The organism is Amycolatopsis sp. w19 (assembly GCF_051373225.1).
GTDB lineage: Bacteria > Actinomycetota > Actinomycetes > Mycobacteriales > Pseudonocardiaceae > Amycolatopsis > Amycolatopsis japonica.
This window is the reverse complement of sequence record NZ_JBPQFM010000001.1, coordinates 373,166-392,139: the sequence shown is the minus strand read 5'-3', so window position 1 is coordinate 392,139 and position 18,974 is coordinate 373,166. Positions and strand designations below refer to the sequence as shown.

General features: G+C 69.2%; 23 protein-coding genes. 8 read left to right on the top strand and 15 right to left on the bottom strand.

What is annotated here, in order from left to right; all coding sequences use genetic code 11:
- Window positions 1-5: 5 nt before the first annotated feature.
- Entirely contained in the window at window positions 6-587 is a 582-nt protein-coding gene (locus ACSMFO_RS01715; RefSeq protein WP_005150040.1) for a MerR family transcriptional regulator, read from the bottom strand.
- Between the two features lie 267 nt (window positions 588-854).
- Between ACSMFO_RS01715 and ACSMFO_RS01710 the strand changes: the two genes are divergently transcribed.
- Complete coding sequence (locus ACSMFO_RS01710; protein WP_072027304.1) at window positions 855-1,499, top strand: TetR/AcrR family transcriptional regulator; 645 nt, start codon at window positions 855-857, stop codon at window positions 1,497-1,499.
- A gap of 77 nt (window positions 1,500-1,576) precedes the next feature.
- Here ACSMFO_RS01710 and ACSMFO_RS01705 read toward each other — a convergent pair whose 3' ends face one another.
- The 7 genes from ACSMFO_RS01705 to ACSMFO_RS01675 form a co-directional block, all read right to left on the bottom strand.
- Complete coding sequence (locus tag ACSMFO_RS01705; protein ID WP_005150031.1) at window positions 1,577-2,050, bottom strand: bifunctional nuclease family protein; 474 nt, start codon at window positions 2,048-2,050, stop codon at window positions 1,577-1,579.
- A 220-nt stretch (window positions 2,051-2,270) separates the two neighbouring features.
- Complete coding sequence (gene ftsR / locus ACSMFO_RS01700; RefSeq protein WP_436456560.1) at window positions 2,271-3,032, bottom strand: transcriptional regulator FtsR; 762 nt, start codon at window positions 3,030-3,032, stop codon at window positions 2,271-2,273.
- Entirely contained in the window at window positions 3,029-3,496 is a 468-nt protein-coding gene (gene garA, locus ACSMFO_RS01695) for a glycogen accumulation regulator GarA (RefSeq protein WP_016334077.1), read from the bottom strand. The genes ftsR and garA overlap by 4 nt, the downstream gene beginning before the upstream one ends.
- A 125-nt stretch (window positions 3,497-3,621) precedes the next feature.
- Window positions 3,622-4,005, bottom strand: coding sequence for a glycine cleavage system protein GcvH (gene gcvH, locus ACSMFO_RS01690; protein WP_005150021.1), 384 nt, complete (start codon window positions 4,003-4,005; stop codon window positions 3,622-3,624).
- A gap of 63 nt (window positions 4,006-4,068) precedes the next feature.
- Window positions 4,069-4,704 carry a CDP-alcohol phosphatidyltransferase family protein gene (locus ACSMFO_RS01685; RefSeq protein WP_436456559.1) on the bottom strand — a complete coding sequence of 212 codons (636 nt, stop codon included), beginning with the start codon at window positions 4,702-4,704 and terminating at the stop codon, window positions 4,069-4,071.
- 38 nt (window positions 4,705-4,742) lie between these two features.
- A complete protein-coding gene (locus tag ACSMFO_RS01680; protein WP_016334075.1) occupies window positions 4,743-4,976 on the bottom strand; it encodes a hypothetical protein in 234 nt (77 codons plus the stop codon).
- A 238-nt stretch (window positions 4,977-5,214) separates the two neighbouring features.
- Window positions 5,215-5,799 (bottom strand): hypothetical protein, encoded by a 585-nt coding sequence (locus ACSMFO_RS01675; protein WP_436456557.1) that lies wholly within the window; start codon window positions 5,797-5,799, stop codon window positions 5,215-5,217.
- 18 nt (window positions 5,800-5,817) lie between these two features.
- On the opposite strand from ACSMFO_RS01675, the gene ACSMFO_RS01670 reads away from it, so the two are divergent.
- Entirely contained in the window at window positions 5,818-6,198 is a 381-nt protein-coding gene (locus ACSMFO_RS01670) for a hypothetical protein (protein WP_436456556.1), read from the top strand.
- Window positions 6,199-6,201: 3 nt separating this feature from the next.
- Here ACSMFO_RS01670 and ACSMFO_RS01665 read toward each other — a convergent pair whose 3' ends face one another.
- From ACSMFO_RS01665 to ACSMFO_RS01655, 3 genes are all read right to left on the bottom strand, one after another.
- Window positions 6,202-6,810 carry a hypothetical protein gene (locus tag ACSMFO_RS01665; protein WP_436456554.1) on the bottom strand — a complete coding sequence of 203 codons (609 nt, stop codon included), beginning with the start codon at window positions 6,808-6,810 and terminating at the stop codon, window positions 6,202-6,204.
- 498 nt (window positions 6,811-7,308) lie between these two features.
- On the bottom strand, window positions 7,309-7,752 hold the full coding sequence (locus tag ACSMFO_RS01660; RefSeq protein ID WP_436456552.1) for a hypothetical protein: 444 nt from the start codon (window positions 7,750-7,752) through the stop codon (window positions 7,309-7,311).
- Between the two features lie 17 nt (window positions 7,753-7,769).
- Entirely contained in the window at window positions 7,770-8,705 is a 936-nt protein-coding gene (locus tag ACSMFO_RS01655) for a hypothetical protein (protein ID WP_436456551.1), read from the bottom strand.
- Window positions 8,706-8,815: 110 nt separating this feature from the next.
- Between ACSMFO_RS01655 and ACSMFO_RS01650 the strand changes: the two genes are divergently transcribed.
- The 4 genes from ACSMFO_RS01650 to ACSMFO_RS01635 are packed head-to-tail and all read left to right on the top strand — an operon-like array spanning window position 8,816 to window position 12,580.
- A complete protein-coding gene (locus ACSMFO_RS01650) occupies window positions 8,816-9,784 on the top strand; it encodes an adenylate cyclase (protein ID WP_436456549.1) in 969 nt (322 codons plus the stop codon).
- A 2-nt stretch (window positions 9,785-9,786) separates the two neighbouring features.
- Entirely contained in the window at window positions 9,787-10,761 is a 975-nt protein-coding gene (locus ACSMFO_RS01645; protein WP_436456548.1) for a hypothetical protein, read from the top strand.
- Window positions 10,758-11,951, top strand: coding sequence for an adenylosuccinate synthetase (locus tag ACSMFO_RS01640; RefSeq protein ID WP_436456547.1), 1,194 nt, complete (start codon window positions 10,758-10,760; stop codon window positions 11,949-11,951). The genes ACSMFO_RS01645 and ACSMFO_RS01640 overlap by 4 nt, the downstream gene beginning before the upstream one ends.
- Entirely contained in the window at window positions 11,948-12,580 is a 633-nt protein-coding gene (locus ACSMFO_RS01635) for an NUDIX hydrolase (RefSeq protein ID WP_436456546.1), read from the top strand. Before ACSMFO_RS01640 ends, ACSMFO_RS01635 begins: the two co-directional genes overlap by 4 nt.
- A gap of 1 nt (window position 12,581) precedes the next feature.
- Here ACSMFO_RS01635 and ACSMFO_RS01630 read toward each other — a convergent pair whose 3' ends face one another.
- From ACSMFO_RS01630 to ACSMFO_RS01620, 3 genes are all read right to left on the bottom strand, one after another.
- Complete coding sequence (locus ACSMFO_RS01630; RefSeq protein ID WP_073842789.1) at window positions 12,582-13,340, bottom strand: D-Ala-D-Ala carboxypeptidase family metallohydrolase; 759 nt, start codon at window positions 13,338-13,340, stop codon at window positions 12,582-12,584.
- Between the two features lie 263 nt (window positions 13,341-13,603).
- The gene (locus ACSMFO_RS01625) at window positions 13,604-15,307 is read right to left on the bottom strand and encodes an AMP-binding protein (protein ID WP_436456545.1); all 1,704 of its coding nucleotides are present in this window, start codon (window positions 15,305-15,307) and stop codon (window positions 13,604-13,606) included.
- A gap of 40 nt (window positions 15,308-15,347) precedes the next feature.
- Entirely contained in the window at window positions 15,348-16,190 is an 843-nt protein-coding gene (locus ACSMFO_RS01620) for a crotonase/enoyl-CoA hydratase family protein (protein ID WP_436456543.1), read from the bottom strand.
- A gap of 129 nt (window positions 16,191-16,319) precedes the next feature.
- On the opposite strand from ACSMFO_RS01620, the gene ACSMFO_RS01615 reads away from it, so the two are divergent.
- Both ACSMFO_RS01615 and ACSMFO_RS01610 read left to right on the top strand, forming a co-directional pair.
- Complete coding sequence (locus ACSMFO_RS01615) at window positions 16,320-17,207, top strand: alpha/beta fold hydrolase (RefSeq protein WP_436456541.1); 888 nt, start codon at window positions 16,320-16,322, stop codon at window positions 17,205-17,207.
- The gene (locus ACSMFO_RS01610) at window positions 17,197-17,757 is read left to right on the top strand and encodes a GNAT family N-acetyltransferase (protein ID WP_436456539.1); all 561 of its coding nucleotides are present in this window, start codon (window positions 17,197-17,199) and stop codon (window positions 17,755-17,757) included. The genes ACSMFO_RS01615 and ACSMFO_RS01610 overlap by 11 nt, the downstream gene beginning before the upstream one ends.
- Here ACSMFO_RS01610 and cobA read toward each other — a convergent pair.
- Window positions 17,745-18,962, bottom strand: coding sequence for a uroporphyrinogen-III C-methyltransferase (gene cobA, locus ACSMFO_RS01605; protein WP_436456537.1), 1,218 nt, complete (start codon window positions 18,960-18,962; stop codon window positions 17,745-17,747). The genes ACSMFO_RS01610 and cobA overlap by 13 nt on opposite strands.
- Window positions 18,963-18,974 lie beyond the last annotated feature (12 nt).

The window sequence follows — 18,974 nt, the reverse complement described above, 5'->3', positions numbered from 1 at the left end:
CATGATCAGCCGGTGCGACGGGCGTTGCGGCGCTGCGTGAGCTCGTCCGGCGTGACCGTTTCGATCACGCCGCCGTCGGCCCGTTCGGCCGGGAACTCGTGGATGGTGCCGCTGATCTCCTGCATCGCGCCACTGACCGCGATGCCGAAGACACCCTGCCCGCCCTGGAGTAAATCGACGATCTCTTCGGGCGAGGTGCACTCGTAGACGGTGGTGCCGTCCGAGAACAGGGTGACCTTGGCGAGGTCACGGACGCCGCGCAGGCGCAGGTGGTCGACGGCGACGCGGATGTTCTGCAGGGAGACGCCGGTGTCCAGCAGCCGCTTGACCACCTTCAGGACGAGGATGTCCTTGAACGAGTAGAGCCGCTGCGAACCGGAACCATGCGCCGTGCGGATGCTCGGCGCGACCAGCTTCGTGCGGGCCCAGTAGTCGAGCTGCCGGTAGGTGATCCCGGCGATCTGGCAGGCGGCCGGGCCGCGGTAGCCGACGAGTTCGTCCGGGAGGGAAGAGTCGGGGAACAGCTCGCCCTGCTCGCCGTCAGCGACCGGAACGAGCGGCTCTTGAGGGCTACCAGCCTCGACCACGCCATGCCTCCCCTCGCCCGACCTGGCGGCCGGCGAACAAAGCCGCGCGGACCCACGGGAGTCCGCACCGGAGTTCCTCGTCAAGACGAATGCCCCAGACATCCGAATCACACCTTGGCGATTCACCTTCATTGACGGTAAGCGCGTCCGGCAAACCGGTCAACGCGACGCGCGGTCGGCCTCAAGCTCTTCTTGAGGCTTGTCGAGGACAGTCCCCCGTTCGGCCGCAGGGTTGCCGGTTTTACCCAGCCGTGTTAATTTTTACTCATGCAAGTAAATCCCTCCACTCAAAGCGCCCTGCAAGAGGTTCAGGCGGAACTGGGGCTGTCGGTCACCGAGGCGGCCCGGCGGGCCCAGATCGTCGGGGCCGCGATCGCGACGATCGCCGACTTCGGCTACCACAAGACGTCGTTCGCGAAGATCAAGGAGCGGGCCGGGCTGTCCAGCACCCGGATCATCTCCTACCACTTCACCAACAAGGCCGGCCTGATGCAGGCGGTGGTCACCACCGCGACCGGGATGAAGGACAAGTTCCTCGAGGAGCGCATCGAGGGCAGGACCGACCGTGCCGGGCTGCTGCGCGGCTACATCGAGGCGGAGATCGCCTTCCTCGGCTCGTACCCGGAACTGGTGCGGGTCATGGTCGAGATGGCTTCGAGCGGCTCGGACGCCGAGGGCTGGTTCATGTCGGCGCCGCTCGTCGAGGAGTTCCGGACCGGGCGGCTCGAACGTCAGCTGCGCCAGGGCCAGCAGGAAGGCGCTTTCGGCGACTTCGCGGCGGACGTGATGGCGCTGTCGATCGCTCAGGCCATCGACGGCGTCGCGGCGAAGTTCGCGGCGGATCCGAAGCTGGACCTGGAGCGGTACGGCCGGGAGCTGGCCGACCTGTTCCTCAAGGCGACCGCGGCCTGACCCGCATTCAGATGACTAAACGCATACGAAGAAGGGGCGGCACCAACGGGCGCCGCCCCTTCTTCGAGTTCTCGGGATCAGGTGTCCGCGCCGCGGAAGTCCTCCGGCGAGACCGAGTCGAGGAACTCGCGGAACTTCTCGACCTCGTCCTCCTGCTCGTCGGGGATGATGAGGCCAGCTTCCTCCAGCACCGCGTCGACGGCGTGGATGGGCACCCCCACCCGCAGCGCCAGCGCCACCGAATCGCTCGGCCGCGCCGAAACCCGGATGTCCCCGTCGAAGACCAGTTCCGCGAAGAACGTGCCTTCCTTCAGGTCGGTGATGACGACCTGTTCCAGCTCACGGCCCAGCGCGCCGATGACCTCCTTGAGCAGGTCATGGGTCAGTGGACGGGCCGGGCGGACTCCCTGCTGCTCCAAGGCGATGGCGGTGGCCTCCACCGAGCCGATCCAGATCGGCAGGTAACGCTCGCCTTCGGTTTCCCGCAGCAACAAGATCGGCTGATTCGCGGGTAGCTCCACCCGCACGCCGACGACGCGCATCTCGCTCATCGGGCTTCGCCTCCCTCTCGTGCGCACGGGCTGCAACGCTTGTCTCGACGACCAAGCGACGGTAGTCCCGACGCTACCCGTCTTCCGAGCGCTGTGCTCGCTGTCTCCGACATTCTCGGTTCGCCCGTGGCAAACCCGACTCTCACGGTACGGCATAGGGTGCCGAACATTCAGGCATTGACAAGTGGCCGTACAGCGGCTCCCGGTCCCCTGGAACCGTTCAACCGCCCGTGACAGCCCGTATTCCGGCCTTCACCAAGAGCGTGTGCAACGCCACGGTCAAGGCGGCGAGCTCCCGGACGACTTCGTCGCCCCTCGCCTGGGCGTCCTCGTCACGATGCCGATACACCGGGGTCACGATCTGCTCCAGCAGGCCGACCTCGCGGTCGGCCGCGGCCCGGAAGGCACGCAGATGTCTCGGCTCTATACCGAATTCGGTCATCGCTTTCACGGTCTTCGCCACGAGGACCGCGTCGGGGTCGAAGAACCCCGCCGCGCCTGGGCGCACCAGACCGTATTGCCGCAGCTCAGCCAGGGTGGCGGCGTCGATGCCGGCCTGGCGGAGCAGATCTTCCTCGGTCAGCCTGATCTCGCGATCGGTCTCGAAGTCCCCGGGGGACGGCAGTCCGCCGTTCTCCCCGGGGGCGTCGAGCGAAACGAGTTTCCGCGGCAGCCTCGGCATCGCCGCTTCCGGCACGGCGCCCCGATCCGCCGCGTCCAGTTGTTCCTTGATGACCTTCAGCGGAAGGTAGTGATCCCGCTGGGCGGACAGGACGAACCGCAACCGCTCCACGTCCGCCGGAGCGAACTGCCGGTACCCCGACGGGGTCCGGCCCGGCTGGACCAGACCCTCCGCCTCGAGGAACCGGATCTTGGAGATGGTGACATCGGGGAAGTCGCCGCGCAGCTGTGCCAGCACGGCCCCGATGCTCAACCCATCGCGCTGCGACGCATCCCGATCAGGCCGCCCGGCCGCCGTCACCGTGCCCCCTGGCCCCCGGAACCCGGGCCGGTCAGGAAGACCAGGCGGAACTTGCCGATCTGCACCTCGTCGCCACCGGCGAGGACGGCCTGGTCGACCGGCTCGCGGTTGACGTAGGTGCCGTTGAGGCTGCCGACGTCGATGACGACGAACTCGCCGCCCTCACGGCGGAACTCGGCGTGCCTCCGGGAGACCGTGACGTCGTCGAGGAAGATGTCGCTGTCCGGGTGCCGTCCCGCGCTGGTGGTGTCGCGGTCCAGCAGGAAGCGCGACCCCGCGTTCGGGCCCCGCTTGACGACCAGCAGCGCGGAACCCGCGGGCAGCGCGTCCACACCCTGGACGGGGGCCTCGGCAGCCGGAGGAGCCTCAGTGCCTTCGACGTCGGCCAGGAAGTCGGCCCGGAAGACAGAAGTCCGCTCCGGAGACTGCTCCGGGGGAACGCCGGGCCCGTCGTTCGTGCTCACCTGAGCTCTCCTAACGCATGTGTGTTGCCACTACTCAAGAACGTGTGGAGGTCAAACGTACCGTGCCTGATCGAATCTCCGGCCCGCGGCTCCCCCTACTCTTCCCGAAGGGCCACGGCCTGCGGCTATTCCTTGATCAGCGCCTGGTACGCCTCGGCCTCCAGCAGGGATTCCACCGAGCTCGCGTCGTCGAGACGGAGCTCGATCAGCCAGCCTTCGCCGTACGGGTCGCTGTTGATCAGCTCGGGCGATTCGGTCACCGCGTCGTTGACCGCGACCACCTCGCCGTCGAGCGGGGCGAACAGCTCCGAGACGCTCTTGGTCGACTCGACCTCGCCGAACGCGTCGCCCGAGCCGACCTGCTTGCCGACCTCGGGCAGTTCGACGAACACCACGTCACCGAGCTGGTCCTGGGCGTACTCGGTGATGCCCACGCGCACGAGCCCGCCGTCGCGCACGGAGACCCACTCGTGCTCCTCGGTGTACCGCAGTTCTTCTGGAGTGGACAACGCCGCTCCCCTTTCTGATGCCCTCACTCGAAACCGACGCGCGAAGTTTCGCATCCCGCCGGGTCACGCGCCCGGCGCCTCCCGCGACACGCCGGGAGCGGCCGAGCGCAACGCCCGAACGGTCTGCACGACGTACAGCACGCCTGAATAGACGTACAGGACCGCACCCCATGCCGTGAAGGCGTAGCCGATCGGCCGGGCGATCGCGGCGATGTCGGAGCCGCCCTGGGTGAGCAGCAGGAACGGGAAGGCGTACATCAGCACGAAGGTGGCGCCCTTGCCGATGTAGGTGACCTCCGGCGGGGCGAACCCCCGGCGCCGCAGCAGCAGGACGCAGACGCCGAGGACGGCCTCCCGGACGACCAGCGGGACCACCAGCCACCACGGGATGATGTCGCGGATCAGGAAGGCGATGAGGGTCGCGAGGATGTAGAGCCGGTCGGCGGCGGGGTCGAGCAGCTGGCCGAGCCGCGACATCTGGTTGAGCCAGCGGGCGAGTTTGCCGTCGAGCCAGTCGGTGAGCGCGCTGAACACGAGCAGCGCGAGCGCCCAGCCGTCCTCCTTCGGGCCGAGGAGCAGCCACAGGAAGACCGGCACTCCGGCGAGCCGGAGGATGGAAAGCATGTTGGGGACGTTCAGGGCCTGCCGCAGCAGGGGAGGCTCTTCGCTGGTCACGCTCGGTTCGGGGGGCGTACTCACCCGCTCAGCCTAGCCAGTGGCGCCCACGTCCTCCCGCGTCAGCTGGCCCGGGTGTGCGTCCAGCCGCGGCGTTGCAGGTCCGCACTGGTCAGCGCCACGGGCCTGCCTCGGTGGTCGGTGCCCATCCAGCGATGGTGGCCCGCCGAGTTCTCCAGGACGTACGGGCGGCCGCCACACCAGACGACGGTGCACGGGGCCGTCGGGGGAAGCTCCGTGCTCGCCGGTGCGGTGGCCTGGGGTGACGCGGGGTCGGTCTGTTCGTCGGTCTTCATCGCTCTCACGGTTTCGGTGACGGGGACTGGGACACGCCGGAGCGCTACTTGTCTTTTCGGCAGAACGGGGCCGCGCGTTAACGGCTCGGCGCCGGATTCGTCCGATCGGTTCGCGACGACAGCAGGGTGTTGCCGCGCCGTGAACGGCATATTAATTGTCCACAGTGGACAGTGATTGGGCGGTCCTCGCGTATCGCGGCGGCGGGGCCGCGATAGCCTCCCGCGAACCGAACGTGGCTCAATGCCACGACATCGGGCCCGGCCGGGTCAGAATGGGCCGGCCACGACCGGCCGACGAAAGGATCGCCTTGCCCGTCTCGACGACCACGGGAACGTGGCGGCGCCTGTTCGCGGTCTGCGCCGTCGCCGGATCGCTCGCCGCCTGTTCGGGCGAAGCGCCGCCACCGCCTGTCACTTCGACGCCGGTCTCATCGCCCGCGATCCCCACGAGCGCGTCCAGCGTTTCGGTACCGCCGATCCCGTCGCAAACCGCGCCGAGTCCGTCCGCCGCCCCGACTCCCGCCCCCGAACCGAAACCCGCTGAACCGGTACAGGGTTCCTGCGGAACGGTGACCGCGGCGAGCGGGCTGACCTTGCAGGTGCTCAACGGGCCCGGTGTCTCCTGCGCGGAGGCGACCGGGATCGTCGATTCGTTCCACAAGAGGATCGCCGGACGCCAGTCCGCGGGCTCGGACGAACCGGTCAGCGAGACCGTGGACGGCTGGCTGTGCGTCTCCGGAGCTCCCGCCGCCCAAGGCGGCACCAGTTGCAGCAAAGGCGAGCAGAACGTGTTCGCCGCCGTCGTCCCCGTCGAATGAACCATCCCCGAGAAGAAGGGCCCATGAAGAGCCTCGCCGTGCTTCCCGCCGCGTTCGCCGTCGTCCTGCTGAGCGGTTGCGGCGCCGATCCCGCGCCCTCGGCCGCGCCGTCACCCTCCCCCGCCCCTTCGGCCGACCAGGCTCTCGCCGGTTCACCCTGCGGGGACGTCACCGGGTTCCAGGGCGCGAAGAACAAGGTCGTCGTCCGAGGGAAGACGGACTGCGCCGAAGCGACACAGGTGCTCACGGACTACTTCGCCAAGCTGACGCCCGCCGAAGCGGCGTCACCGCAGGGGCCGGGCCCGGTCGTCGTCGGGGCATGGACCTGCGGGAGCGGGCCGAACGATCCGGTGACGAGCTGCTCTACCGAGGACGAGCGCCAGATCGAAGCGACCCGCTCCTGAGCGTCAGCTGCCCCAGACGATCGGGGTCTTGCGGTAGGCGTCACCGAAGTTGAAGGCGGCGAACGAGATCTTCTCGCCACCCTTGGCGCCGTACATGGTGCAGGCCTCGAACTTCTGTCCCGGTTTCGAGAACCCGCCGTCCCGTGGTGCGGTCACCTTGCCGCAGTCGGCGGTTTTGCCCACCAGGGCCGTACCGCCCTGCTTGCCGTCGGAAAGCAGCCCGCGCAAGGCCAGCGGGACACCGGACAGGTCGTCGCCTTTCACGAATTCGACGGTGTACCGCATGTTGTACGGCGTGACACCGGCGATCTGCTCGGGGTCGAACCCCTTGAGGTCGGCGGCCTTCCCCTCTTCGATCGCCGTCACCGTGAGCGCGACGGTCCCGAAGCTCTCCTTGTTGTAGTCCACCGGGACGAGCGCGCGCTCGCCGAACTTGAGCCGCATTCCGGGACTGGTGTGGCCGTCGGCGGTGGTCGGCGAGGCGGGCTGGGTGACCGACGGCGTGGCGGGCTTGGCCGCCTCGGCGGGCTGCTCGGCCTTGGCGCCACAGGCGGTCAGTGCGAGAGCGGCGAATCCGGCGGTGAACAAAGAGATGGTGCGGACGTGCTTCACGGTGGAGAGTTCTCCTCTTGATGCTCAGCCGCGGGCGGATCGCGCGCGCTGTGCGGACACCGTAGAGCAGTTCCCCGCCCAGTCCTGTCGGTCGTTCGCACCACAGTCCACTGTGTCCGGACGTGAGGCTCGCGCACGGCTCTTGAGCGGAACCCCAAGGCGGCGGGCACCGACGGGCTCGTCCATGTGGTCGTGCCCTCTGTACTGGGGAAGGGGTCCTTCACACGCGGCCACTGTGGCCGCTGGTGTATCTGGGGCCACAGCGGCGACCCGGAAGGTAGTGAAGGCCTCCTTCGCTACCTTCAGGGTAGGCAAGGAGGCCTTCACTACCGGACCCGCGATCAGCCGCGGCAATCCTGCAGGTACCCAAGACGCTCCTGGCCCTGACCCGAAACGCCACTCAGGACCAGCGCCGAAAGCTCCTTTCAGCGCATCGGAGACAGTGAAGGGAGCCAGCACCCCACCCCTGGCCGCTCCCGCGAACACGCCACCTTTGCCTTACTCTCGAGGACCCTCACGTCGCCGCTTGCCCGCGTCCAACCGGTACAGGACGACGCCCACGATCACCATGCCGACCAGGAGGAGACCCAGCGCGCCGCCCGCGGAGATCTTCCGGATCAACGGCGATCGCGACCGATAGGCGAACCCGTCACCGGCGAAAACCGTGTCACCCGCCGAGATGTCCTCGCCCAGGATCCGGCCGCCGCCGGTACGACCGTCGGCGAAGCGCCATTTCCCGGAGCAGTACGGGGTCTGGCCGTTCACCGCGGATCCCTCCGACGTACAGCCCGAGATCTCGGTGACCGCGACGTCCTCGCCGGTGCTCAATTCACCGATGCCGGAACCGAGGAAGCCCCCGACGACACCGAAGATCAGCAGAAAAGGGACAACGGCCGAAAGCACCGAGGAGAGAACTCCGGATTTCCGCGCTTCTTCCGGCACTGGAGTCCTTTCGTCGATCACTGGAGCTTCAGCAGGACTTCCCGGTCGAGCTTGCCGACGAGAAGGTACTCGGGCCGGTATCCGGGCGGGACCACGAAACAGACGAGCCCCGTGGTGCCGTCGAAAGCACCGGGAGCGCCCGCGCAGTCCTTGACCCGTTCCGGCTCACCGTGTTCGTCGGCCGACAGCTCCAGTGCGGTGTCACCGAGGCGGGACGCCTCGATCCGCAACGTGAGGACGTGGAATCCGCTCAACCAAGCCTCGGCTCCGCTGGGCGCTCCAGGCCAGCCGTCGAGCACGCGCACGGCCGATTCCCCGGATACGGCGGTCTGTCCGCGGGCGAACACCGGCGGCGGCCCCCACAAGTCGCGACGGTGCTCCCAGAAATTCGGGACGGGGTCGGCCGCCTCGCGATAGGCCGTCCCGCCGAACCCGACCGGTGTCAGCACCACGAACGCGGCGAAGGCCAGCCCGGCCAGGAACGGCAGCGCCTTCCGCGCCACCCCCGGTCTCGCCAGTCTGCACAGCACGACGGCCGCGAACACCAGGAGCGCCAAGCCGAGGGACATCGCCGTGATCTTCTCCCACGGATGATGGGCTTCCACGACGCGAGCGGCCCCACGCACGGACAACACCCTGTCCGTCACCGAGGAAAGCCGGGCGACCACCGGATCGGCGAGGCCGAACGCATCTCGTGTCGGCAGTTCGATCGCGCGGCCGTCTTCGGTGATCGCCAGGACCTCGTAGCCGGTATGCGGGCCGTTCTGCCCTTCGGTGGTCTTGGAGTTCCACTCGGAGATCACCGCGCGCACGTCGTAAGTGCCGGCCGACCCTTCGACGGCCCATCGTCCGGCGAAGGCCGCGACGGAGCCCCAGACGATCCCGATCACGAACGCGATGATCATCGCGTTCGTCCACTGCCCGGCTTGCCGATCCTGTTCCCGTAAGACCACCAACACCCCCCTGTCCGGCCCACCGAGCCTAGTGACAGAGGCAGCCGACCGGCACGGGATTTGTACCCACCCCCTTGCGAAGCAAAGTAAGAGTCGTCTAGACTCAAACTATGCTCACCAGGGAAGACGCCATGAAGGCGGTCGAGGACGCGAACGGCCCGGCCGCGCTGTTCGCCCGCCATCGCTACCGCGAACTGGCGGCCGTGCTCCACCCCGACCGCAACCCCGGCGACGCGCGGGCCCACCGCGCGGCAGCCACGCTCAACCGCCTCCACGACGAGTGGAAGCGGGCCCGGCGGCAGACGGTCACCACGGCGACGTCGGCCTACACCCTCGTCGCACCGCACGCGGTGGGCAGTGTCGCCACGACGTACCGGACCACCGGCCCGCATCTGGTCAAACTCGTCCGCGATCCGGCGCTCAATCCGCTGATCCACGCCGAATGGGAGGCGTTGCGCGCGCTGGACGGCTTCACCGAACGGCATCGGTGGCTCCGCCCCTACTACCCGCGACTGCTCGACACGTCGGGGCCGGTCGCGAGGGGCGACCGCGCGTTCAGCGTTCTCGACCCGCTCGTCGACGGCTTCCTCACCCTCGCCGACATCGGGAAGGCCTTCCCCGGCGGGCTCGACGGCCGCGACTACGCCTGGATGCACCGTCGCCTCCTGCGTGCCGTGGCAGGCGCGCACCGGGCGGGTGTCGTCCACGGCCATCTCACCGCGGACAACGTGCTCGTCCATCCCGGACAGCACGGCATCGTCGTGGCCGGCTGGTCGTTCGCCGTCGAAGACGGTGCGCTCCCGCTGGCGGCGGACAAATCCGTCCGCTATCCACCGGAAGTCCACAAAGGACAGCCGATGACCGCGGCCACCGACGTCCACATGCTCCACAGCATGATGCTGGGCCTCCTGGCACCGGGCGAAACCCGCCAGCGCGAATTCGCCAAGTGGTGTCTCCAGGAGATCCCGGCACAACGACCCGAGGCCGCCGATCTGCTCGACGAGTACGACGAGCTGCTCGCCGATCTGTACGGCCCTCGCACCTTCCGACCGTTCATCATCCCCGAGACAGGAGCCTGACCATGGGACACGGACACTGGGACGACAACGCCTACGCCGCCGCGAAGACCTTCCGCGCGGCCCAGGGTGAGGACGATTTCGGCTACACCGCCGATCTCCGTTCCAAGCCCGCGAAGGAATGGAAGGTCGCGCCCGCGCTGGACCCGCTGAACGCCGTGCGGGAATGCCGGGATTCGGCCGACCACAGCGATTCGACGCCGATCGCGGTGCTGTTCGACGTCACCGGTTCGATGCGCCGGGTGCCGCGGATCATGCAGGGCAAACTCGGCAAGCTGCACGGCCTGCTGAAGCGCCGGGGTTACCTGGCCGACCCGCAGGTGTTGTTCGGCGCGATCGGCGACGCCGACAGCGACCGGGTTCCGTTGCAGGTCGGACAGTTCGAATCGGACAACCGGATGGACGAGCAGCTGCGCACGATGTTCCTCGAAGGCGGTGGCGGCGGGCAGAAGAGCGAGTCCTACGAGCTGGCCGCGTACTTCATGGCGCGGCACGTGGTGACCGACGCGTGGCAGAACCGCGGCCGCAAGGGCTATCTGTTCATCATCGGCGACGAGCTGAACAAGCCCGCGCTGGAGGCCCGCCACATCCGCCGGGTGATCGGCGACGACGTACGGGAGGACATCGACCCGGCCTCGGTGTACCGGGAGCTGGCGCGCAAGTGGCACGTCTACTTCGTGCTGCCGAACCAGTCTTCGTACTACAACGACCCGCAGATCGGCGAGCACTGGAGCGAGCTGCTCGGCCAGAACTTCCTGAAGCTCGACGACCCGGGCGCGGTGTGCGAACTGATCGCCGCCACCATCGGGCTGGAAGAGCGGGTGGTCGACGTCGACCGGGCGCTCGCCGACCTCGCGGACGTCGGTTCGGTCGCCGAAAGCAAGGCGGTCGGCAAGGCGCTGGCGAAGCTGGGCACCAAATCGGTCGTCACTTCGGCGGTGCCCGAGGCCGGCGGGCCGAGCGACGTGGTGCTGCGATGACTCTCCTGGATGGTCACGTGGTGGTGGTCGGGCTCGGCTTCGGCGACGAAGGCAAGGGCGCGGTGGTCGACACGCTCTGCGCCGCCCGGCCCACCACCGCGGTGGTCCGCTTCAACGGGGGCGCGCAGGCCGCGCACAACGTCGTCGTGGACGGGCGGCACCACACCTTCAGCCAGTTCGGGGCGGGCACGTTCGCCGGCGTGCCCACCCATCTGTCGCGGTTCGTGCTCGTCGAGCCGTTCGCGCTGGCCGCGGAAGCTCGGCGGCTCGAAGCGGTCGGCGTCCGGAATCCGCTTTCGCTGCTGAGTGTGGACGGCCGGGCTCTGCTCACGACGCCGTTCCACATCCACGCCAACCGGGCCAGGGAGGAGGCCCGTGGCATGAACCGGCACGGTTCGTGTGGCAAGGGCATCGGCGAGACCGTCTGGTACTCGCTGTTGCCCGGGGCCGTGCCGGGGGACGTGGTGGAGAGCCAGGAGGTGATCGGGACGCCGGGGGAAGCGCCCACGGTCGCCGACTGCGCCCGGCCGTCGGTGTTGCGGCGCAAACTGGACGCGCTCGCGCGGTTCTACGCGCCGCTGGCCACGCCGCCGCACAGCGTCGACGATCTGGTGGCGCTGTACCGCGATTTCGCGGGCGCGGTGCGGATCACCGACGGGGACGAGACGGGGCGGCTGGCGGATTCCGGGCGGCTGGTGTTCGAGGGAGCGCAGGGGGCTCTCCTCGACCAGTACCACGGGTTCCATCCGCACACGACCTGGTCGACGACCACGCCGCACAACGCGCGCACCCTGTTGGGCCGGCGCCCGCACACCGTCGTGGGGGTGACGCGGACGTACCTCACCCGGCACGGCGCGGGACCGTTGCCGACCGAATCCGCCGCCGTACTCGCCCGGTTCCCGGAGCGGCACAACGAAACCGGCGAATTCCAGGGCGCTTGGCGAGCAGGGCATCTCGACGCGGCCCTGCTGGACTACGCGATCGCGGCCTGCGACGGCGTGGACGCGCTCGCGGTGACCCATCTCGACGCGACCGGGCTGAAGGTCGTGCCCCGTGACGGCTCCCCCGCCGTCGACCTGCCGGATCCGCTGGCGTGGTTCGGCGCACGGCTGCCGGTGGCCGTCATGGGGTACGGCCCGGACAGGGCCGGTTACCGCGTCGCGGAGGCACGGTCGACAATCAACGCGTGATCGATTCGACGCCGGTGTCCGTTGACGTGCTCGTGGTGCGGTTCGCCCCCGGCACCAGGAACGTCCTGTTGGGGATCGCGCCGCGTGCGGCCGAGCCGTTCGAAGGGGAACTCGCCCTGCCCGGAGTGCTGCTCGGGCTCGGGGAACGGCTGCGGGAGGCGGCGAGCCGGGCAGTGGTCGGCAAACTCGGCCTACCGTCCGACGCGGTCTCGGCGACCGGACAGCTCGCCACCTTCGACGAGCCGAACCGTGACCCGCGTGGCCCCACGCTCTCCATCGCGTTGTGGGCCACCGTGAATCCCGCGCTCGACGTCCCGGGGAACGTCGTCTGGGCGCCGCTGGACGAGATCCCGCCGCTGGCCTTCGACCACGACCGGATCGTCGCCGACTGCCGTCCGATGCTGGCCGAACGGCTGTGGCGGGACGCCGCCTTCACCGCCGGGCTGCTGGGACCGATCTTCACCACGGCACAGGCGCTGGACGCCACCGAAGCGCTGACCGGGGACCGCCCGTATCCGGCCAACCTCGGCCGGACGATGGAGCGGGTCCCCGGTTTGCGGCGTACCACCGAACACGCGGCCGCCCTCCCCAAGGGAGGACGGCCGCCGTCGCTGTGGCGCTGGGAGTGACTCAGATCCCGCAGGAGGACGCCGACCAGAACCGCGTCGACCGGTGTGCCACGTGCGTGTGATCGTTGTGGCCGGGGTAGCCCGGCCCGAGGATCTCGGCGAACCCGTGGTTACGGGCCTGCTTCGCCAGTCCGCAGAAGCCCTGCGAGCCGGCGCCGAGGTCGACGGCGTCACCGTAGAGATGACGGCTGTTGGTCGCGCCGCCTACCGCGTTGTTGCAGGCGACGCTGCGGAACCCGCCGTTGACGTCGATCGGCCGGTCGCCCATGGCGTGCCGCATCGCCTGCAGCTTCCACATCGAGACCAGCGCGTTGGCCTTCGCCGTCGCCGGTGGGACGTTGCCGCCCGACCAGTCGGAGTTGCACCGGTTCAGTTCCGCGTAGGTGAAGTTGATCGGCGTGCAGTCGTCGTCCTGCAACGCGTAGAGCTTCGAGAACGTGGCCGAACCGGCGATGCCGTCCGCGCCCAGCCCGTACGCCTGCTGGAAGCGGGTGACCGCGGCCTTGGTCCCCGCGCCGAACTGGCCGTCGAGGGCGAGCACGCCACCGTAACCGGGGTACCCGGCCACACGGATCTGCAGCTGCCGGACGTCCTCACCGGACGCGCCTTCCGACAACGTGCGTCCCCAGGAGTAGCAGGCGTCGGCGACGGACACTTCGCCCGCTGTCACCGGGCCTGGATCGGCGGCGGCCGGGGTGGCCACCGCGGTACCGAGCCCGGCCACCAGGGCGAGCATCGGCAGGAGGAAACGAATGCGCATGACAGGAACACCTTTCAAAGCAGGGAAGGTGAGACCCGTGACCCCCACGGGTTGTCAACGATTCACTGCCGAGGATGCTAACGCGGTTCCTCCTACCGCGCTGTGGGTCGTTCGACCCACACGCCTGCCTTGACCGTCACGCGTGATTGGACGGACGACACTCGTGATCAGGCGGACGACACGGCCTGAGGCGGGCTCCCAGCCGTGTCGTCCGCCTAGACACGCGTGTCGTCCGCCTGATCACGTGTGTCCGCCGTCGGAGGTCAGCCCTTCAGCTGGGGAAAGTCCTCTTCGCGGAACTCCCCCGCCGGCCGGCCGTCGGCTTCGTTTTCGCGTCCGCGCAGTTCGACGCGGCGGATCTTGCCGGAGATCGTCTTCGGCAGGTCGGTGAACTCCAGCCGACGGATTCGCTTGTACGGGGCCAAATGTTCCCGGCAGAAGGCCAGGATGGACACCGCGGTGTCGGCCGTGGGCTCGTGCCCGTTCGCCAGGACGACGTAGGCCTTCGGGACCGCGAGCCGGATCGGGTCCGGCGCCGGGACGACCGCCGCCTCGGCGACCGCCTCGTGTTCCAGCAGGACACTTTCCAGCTCGAACGGCGAGATCCGGTAGTCCGACGCCTTGAAGACGTCGTCCGTCCGGCCCACGTAGGTGATGTAGCCGCGTTCGTCGATCGAACCGACGTCGCCGGTGTGGTAAAAGCCGTTCGCGAACGCCGCGGCGGAGCGTTCCTCGTCGTCGGCGTATCCGGCCATCAGCCCGACCGGCCGCTTGGCGAGGTCCAGGCAGATCTCGCCCTCCTGCGCGCGCTCCCCCGTCACGGGGTCCACGAGCGCCACGGTGAACCCGGGCAGCGGACGGCCCATCGACCCCGGCACGACGTCCTGTCCGGGCGTGTTGGCGATCTGGACGCTGCTCTCCGTCTGCCCGAAACCGTCGCGAATCGTGACACCCCAAGCCTTTTCGACCTGGTCGATCACTTCGGGGTTGAGCGGTTCGCCCGCGCCGACCACCTTGCTCGGTGGCGTCTTGAGCACGGTCAGATCCGCTTGGATCAGCATCCGCCACACCGTCGGCGGGGCACAGAAGCTGGTGATACCGCAGCGTTCCATCTGCGCCATCAGCGAGACCGCGTCGAACCGCGCGTAGTTGTAGAGGAACACCGTCGCCTCGGCGTTCCACGGCGCGAAGACGTTGCTCCACGCGTGTTTCGCCCAGCCGGGCGAGGAGATGTTGAGGTGGACGTCGCCCGGTTCCAGGCCGATCCAGTACATTGTGGACAGATGGCCGACCGGGTACGAGACCTGCGTGTGCTGCACCAGTTTCGGCTTCGCGGTGGTCCCCGAGGTGAAGTACAGCAACAGCGGGTCTTCCGCCGCCGTCGGTCCGTCGGGCGTGAAGGTGTCCGCTTCCTCGTAGGCGTCCACGAAGGACCGCCAGCCCTCGACCGGTTCACCGACGGCGATGCGTGTGTAGTCGCCCTCGACGTTCTCGAACTTGTGCGCGTCGACGGACCGGATCACGACGTGTTTCGCCGCGCCCCGCTCGACCCGGTCGGTGAGGTCCGCCGGGCCGAGCAGGGTCGAGGCCGGGATGATGACGGCGCCCAGTTTGATCGCGGCGAGGATCGTCTGCCACAGCTCGCCCTGGTTGCCCAGCATCAGGATCAGCCGGTCGCCCCTGGCCACGCCGAGCGAGCGCAGCCAGTTCGCGACCTGGTTCGATCGCCGCGCCATCTCCGGATAGGTCCAGCGGTTCTCGATGCCGTCCTGTTCGACGATCCACAGCGCGTACCGGTCCTGATTGGCCGGATCGGCCGCGACGACGTCGAACCAGTCGAGCGCCCAGTTGAACTCGGCGGGCCGGGGCCAGGTGAAGTCCCGATAGGCGGTTTCGTAGTCCTCGCGATGGGCCTGCAGATAGTCCCGTGCCTCGCGGAACGTGCGGTATGCCTCCGAAGCGCTCACGATCGTCCTCCTGGTCCGCTGGTTGGGCCGCCGGTTCTTTCTACTCTCCCTTGAACTCGGGCGCGCGGCGCTCGAGGAAGGCCTGCACGGCCTCGCCGAGGTCCTTGCTGGGCAGGAAGGCCGCGTTCCAGGCCGAGACGTAACGCAGGCCGTCCGCGACCTGACGTTCGGTGTTGGCCGACAGGACGTTCTTGGTGCCCTGCACGACCAGCGGCGGGTTCGTGGCGATCTCCGACGCCAGCTCGCGGGCCTCGGCCAGCAGAGTGTCCTGATCCGCGTAGACGTCGTTGACCAGGCCGATCTTCTCCGCGCGGGCGGCGTCGATGTCCTTGCCGGTCAGGGCCAGTTCGCGCAGGTGTCCCTCGCCGATGATGGGCGCGAGCCGCTGGAGGCTGCCGAGGTCGGCCACGATCGCGACCTTGACCTCGCGCACGCTGAACTTCGCGTCGGCGCTCGCCAGCCGGATGTCCGCGGCCGCGATCACGTCGACACCGCCACCGATGCACCAGCCGGAAATGGCCGCGATGACCGGTTTGCGGCATTCCGCGACCGAGGACACGCTCGCCTGGAGGGTCCGGACCTCGTCGAGGAACTTGGTGCGCGGGCCCGCGAGCGCGTCGCCGCCGAGCATTTCGCCCCAGCTGGGCATCATGGCGGGCAGGTCGAGCCCGTAGGAGAAGTGCTTGCCGCTCCCGGTCAGCACGACCGCCCTGACCTGGGGGTCCGCGTCGAGCGCGCGGAAGACGATCGGCAGCTCGCGCCAGAAATCGGGGCCCATCGCGTTGCCCTTGGACGGACCGAGCAGCGTCACTTCGGCGACGTGCCCGTCGATCTCCACCTTGAGCGAAACGAGATCGGGAAGACTGTCAGCTGTAGCGGTCATGGGGTCATCTTGACTCATGTGATTGACAGGCTGCCAACGGCCACTGTGCCCGGCCGCGCCTGAGATGCTTTCCTGGTACCAGCGAGTACTACCGGCGAGTACCCGACGATCGACGAAGGACGGTGGGATATGAGCCCGGCCAGCAGCGCCACCGCGGTCGCCGACCTGCCCGCGCCGACCCCTGGACGGCGCCGGGAACGGTCCTCCCGGCCGATCGAGCTCTCGGGATCCTTCACCCATGAGGGTCACCGGCTCGCCTACACCGAGTTCGGCTCCGGCGACCGGGTGGTCGTGCTCACCCACGGCATCATGCTGACGAGGCGGATGCACGCCCCGCTCGCCCGCAGGCTGGCCCGCGCCGGTTTCCGGGCGGTGACCCTCGACCTGCTCGGGCACGGCGATTCGGACCGGCCCACCGACTCCTGGCTGTACTCGATGCCCGCGTTCGCCGAGCAGACCGTCGCGCTGCTCGACCACCTGGAGATCGAGGCCGCCGTCATCGGCGGGACGTCGCTGGGGGCCAACGTCGCGCTCGAAGTCGGCGTCGCCGCGCCGGAACGCGCGCTCGGCCTGGTCGTCGAGATGCCCGTGCTGGACAACGCGATCGTCGCCGGGCTGATCACGTTCGCGCCGCTGCTCATGGCCGCCCGGTTCCTGCCGGTGACCGTGCAGGGGGTGGCGCTGGCGGCGAAACTCGTCCCGCACGGCAACCAGTGGGTCGACGTCGTCACCGACACGCTGTCCCAGCAGCCCGCGCCGATGGCCGCGCTCCTGCACGGCGTGCTCTTCGGCCGGATCGCGCCGCCCAAGTCGATCCGGTGCAAGATCGAGACGCCGGCGCTGGTCATCGGGCACGAACGCGACCCGATCCACCCCTTCGGCGACGCGGACACCCTGGCCGCGGACATGCCGGCGGCCGAGTTCGTCCAGGCCCGCAGCCCGGTCGAACTGCGGTTCGATCCGACCCGCCTGACCGACACCATCGCCGACTTCTCCGCGCGCTGTCATGACCGTTGAGCCGGCCCCGACCCGGGACGTGGGCGCGGAAGAGCTGCGGACCGGGCGTCTGCGCCTGAGTCGTCCGGGCCCCGGCGACCTCGACGCGATCTTCGCCCTCCACACCGATCCCGAGGCCTGCGCACACAACCCGTCGGATCTGCTGGAGACACGCAAAGACGCGGAGCTGCTGTTGCTCCGCTGGTCGCACCAGTGGGACCGGTACGGCTTCGGCTACTGGACGATCCGGCCCCACGACTCGGCCGAGACGCTGGGGTTCTGCGGAGTGAAGATCGTCGGTTTCCGGCGCCGCCCGGTCCTGAACCTCTTCTACCGGCTGTTCCCCGCTTCCTGGGGTTCCGGGTACGCCGGCGAGGCCGCCACCGCGGCGGTGGACTGGGCCCGCGTCCACCGGCCGGACGACCTCGTGATCGCCCGCGTCCGGCCGGAGAACGTCGCGTCGCAGCGGGTGGCACTACGGGCCGGGCTGGTCCGCGCGGAGCACCTCGACACACCCGGCGACGACGGGGCCGACTGGTTCTACGTCTCGGACACCGGCTACGAAGGCTGAGCCAGCCCCGCCACTGGGCCGAAGACGATCACCGCGGGCGGCCGCACCCCGGCCGCCGCCGCGTCCTCGACCACCTTGTCCAAAGTGGAGCGGAGCACCCGCTGCGTGCGCATGGTGCCGTCCTCGACGATCGCCACCGGCGTGTCGCCCGGCCGCCCGGCCTGGAGCGCCTTGGCGAACAACGGAAGCCGCTCGACACCCATCATCAGCACGATCGTGCCGCGCATCTTCGCCAGCTGATCCCAGTCCACCAGCGACTTCTCGTCGTCCGGCGCGACGTGACCGGACACCACGACGACCTCGTGCGCGACGCCGCGGTGGGTCACCGGGACGTCCGCCGCGGCGGGAACGGAGAACGCGCTCGTGATACCGGGGACCATGGTCACCGGGATACCCGCTTCGGCGCAGGCGAGGACTTCTTCGAAGCCGCGGCCGAACAGGTACGGGTCGCCGCCCTTGAGCCGCACGACGAACTTCCCGGCCTTGGCCCGCTCGATCAGGGTGGAGTTGATCACGTCCTGGCTCGCGGCGCGGCCGTACGGGATCTTCGCGGCGTCGACGATCTCGACGTGGGGCGCGAGTTCGTCGAGCAGTTCGCGCGGGGCCAGCCGGTCGGCGACGACGACGTCCGCCCTGGCGAGGAGACGGCGGCCGCGCACGGTGATCAGTTCCGGGTCACCGGGGCCGCCGCCCACGAGGGCGACGCCCGGAAGCTCGTCATGGGCGTCCGGCACCCGGCCGTCGGCGACGGTACCGGCCCGGAGGCCGTCGAGGACGCTGTCCCGGACGGTGGCCGAACGCAGCGGCTCACCACCGGAGAGCACGCCGACCAGGAGCCCGCCGTGCCTGCCGGAAGCCGGGGTGACCGCGCTGCCGAGATCCCCGTCGTCGGCGCGGACGCAGAACACCCGCGCGCGTTCCGCCTCGGCGCAGACGGCGGCGTTGACCTCGGAGTCGTTCGTGCACGCCAGCGCGTACCAGGCGTCGGTGAGGTCGCCCTCGGTGTAGCGGCGTTCGTGCCAGACGATCTCGCCGGCGTCGGCCATGGCGCTCACCGACGGCGTGGTGTGCGGCGAGACCAGTTCGACCCGCGCGCCGGCGCTGATCAACCGTGGCAGGCGGCGCTGGGCGACCGTCCCGCCACCGATCATCACGACACGACGGCCGGCCAGGTCGAGGCCGGAGAGGTAATGCGGGTCATCCATGCGGGGCAGTGT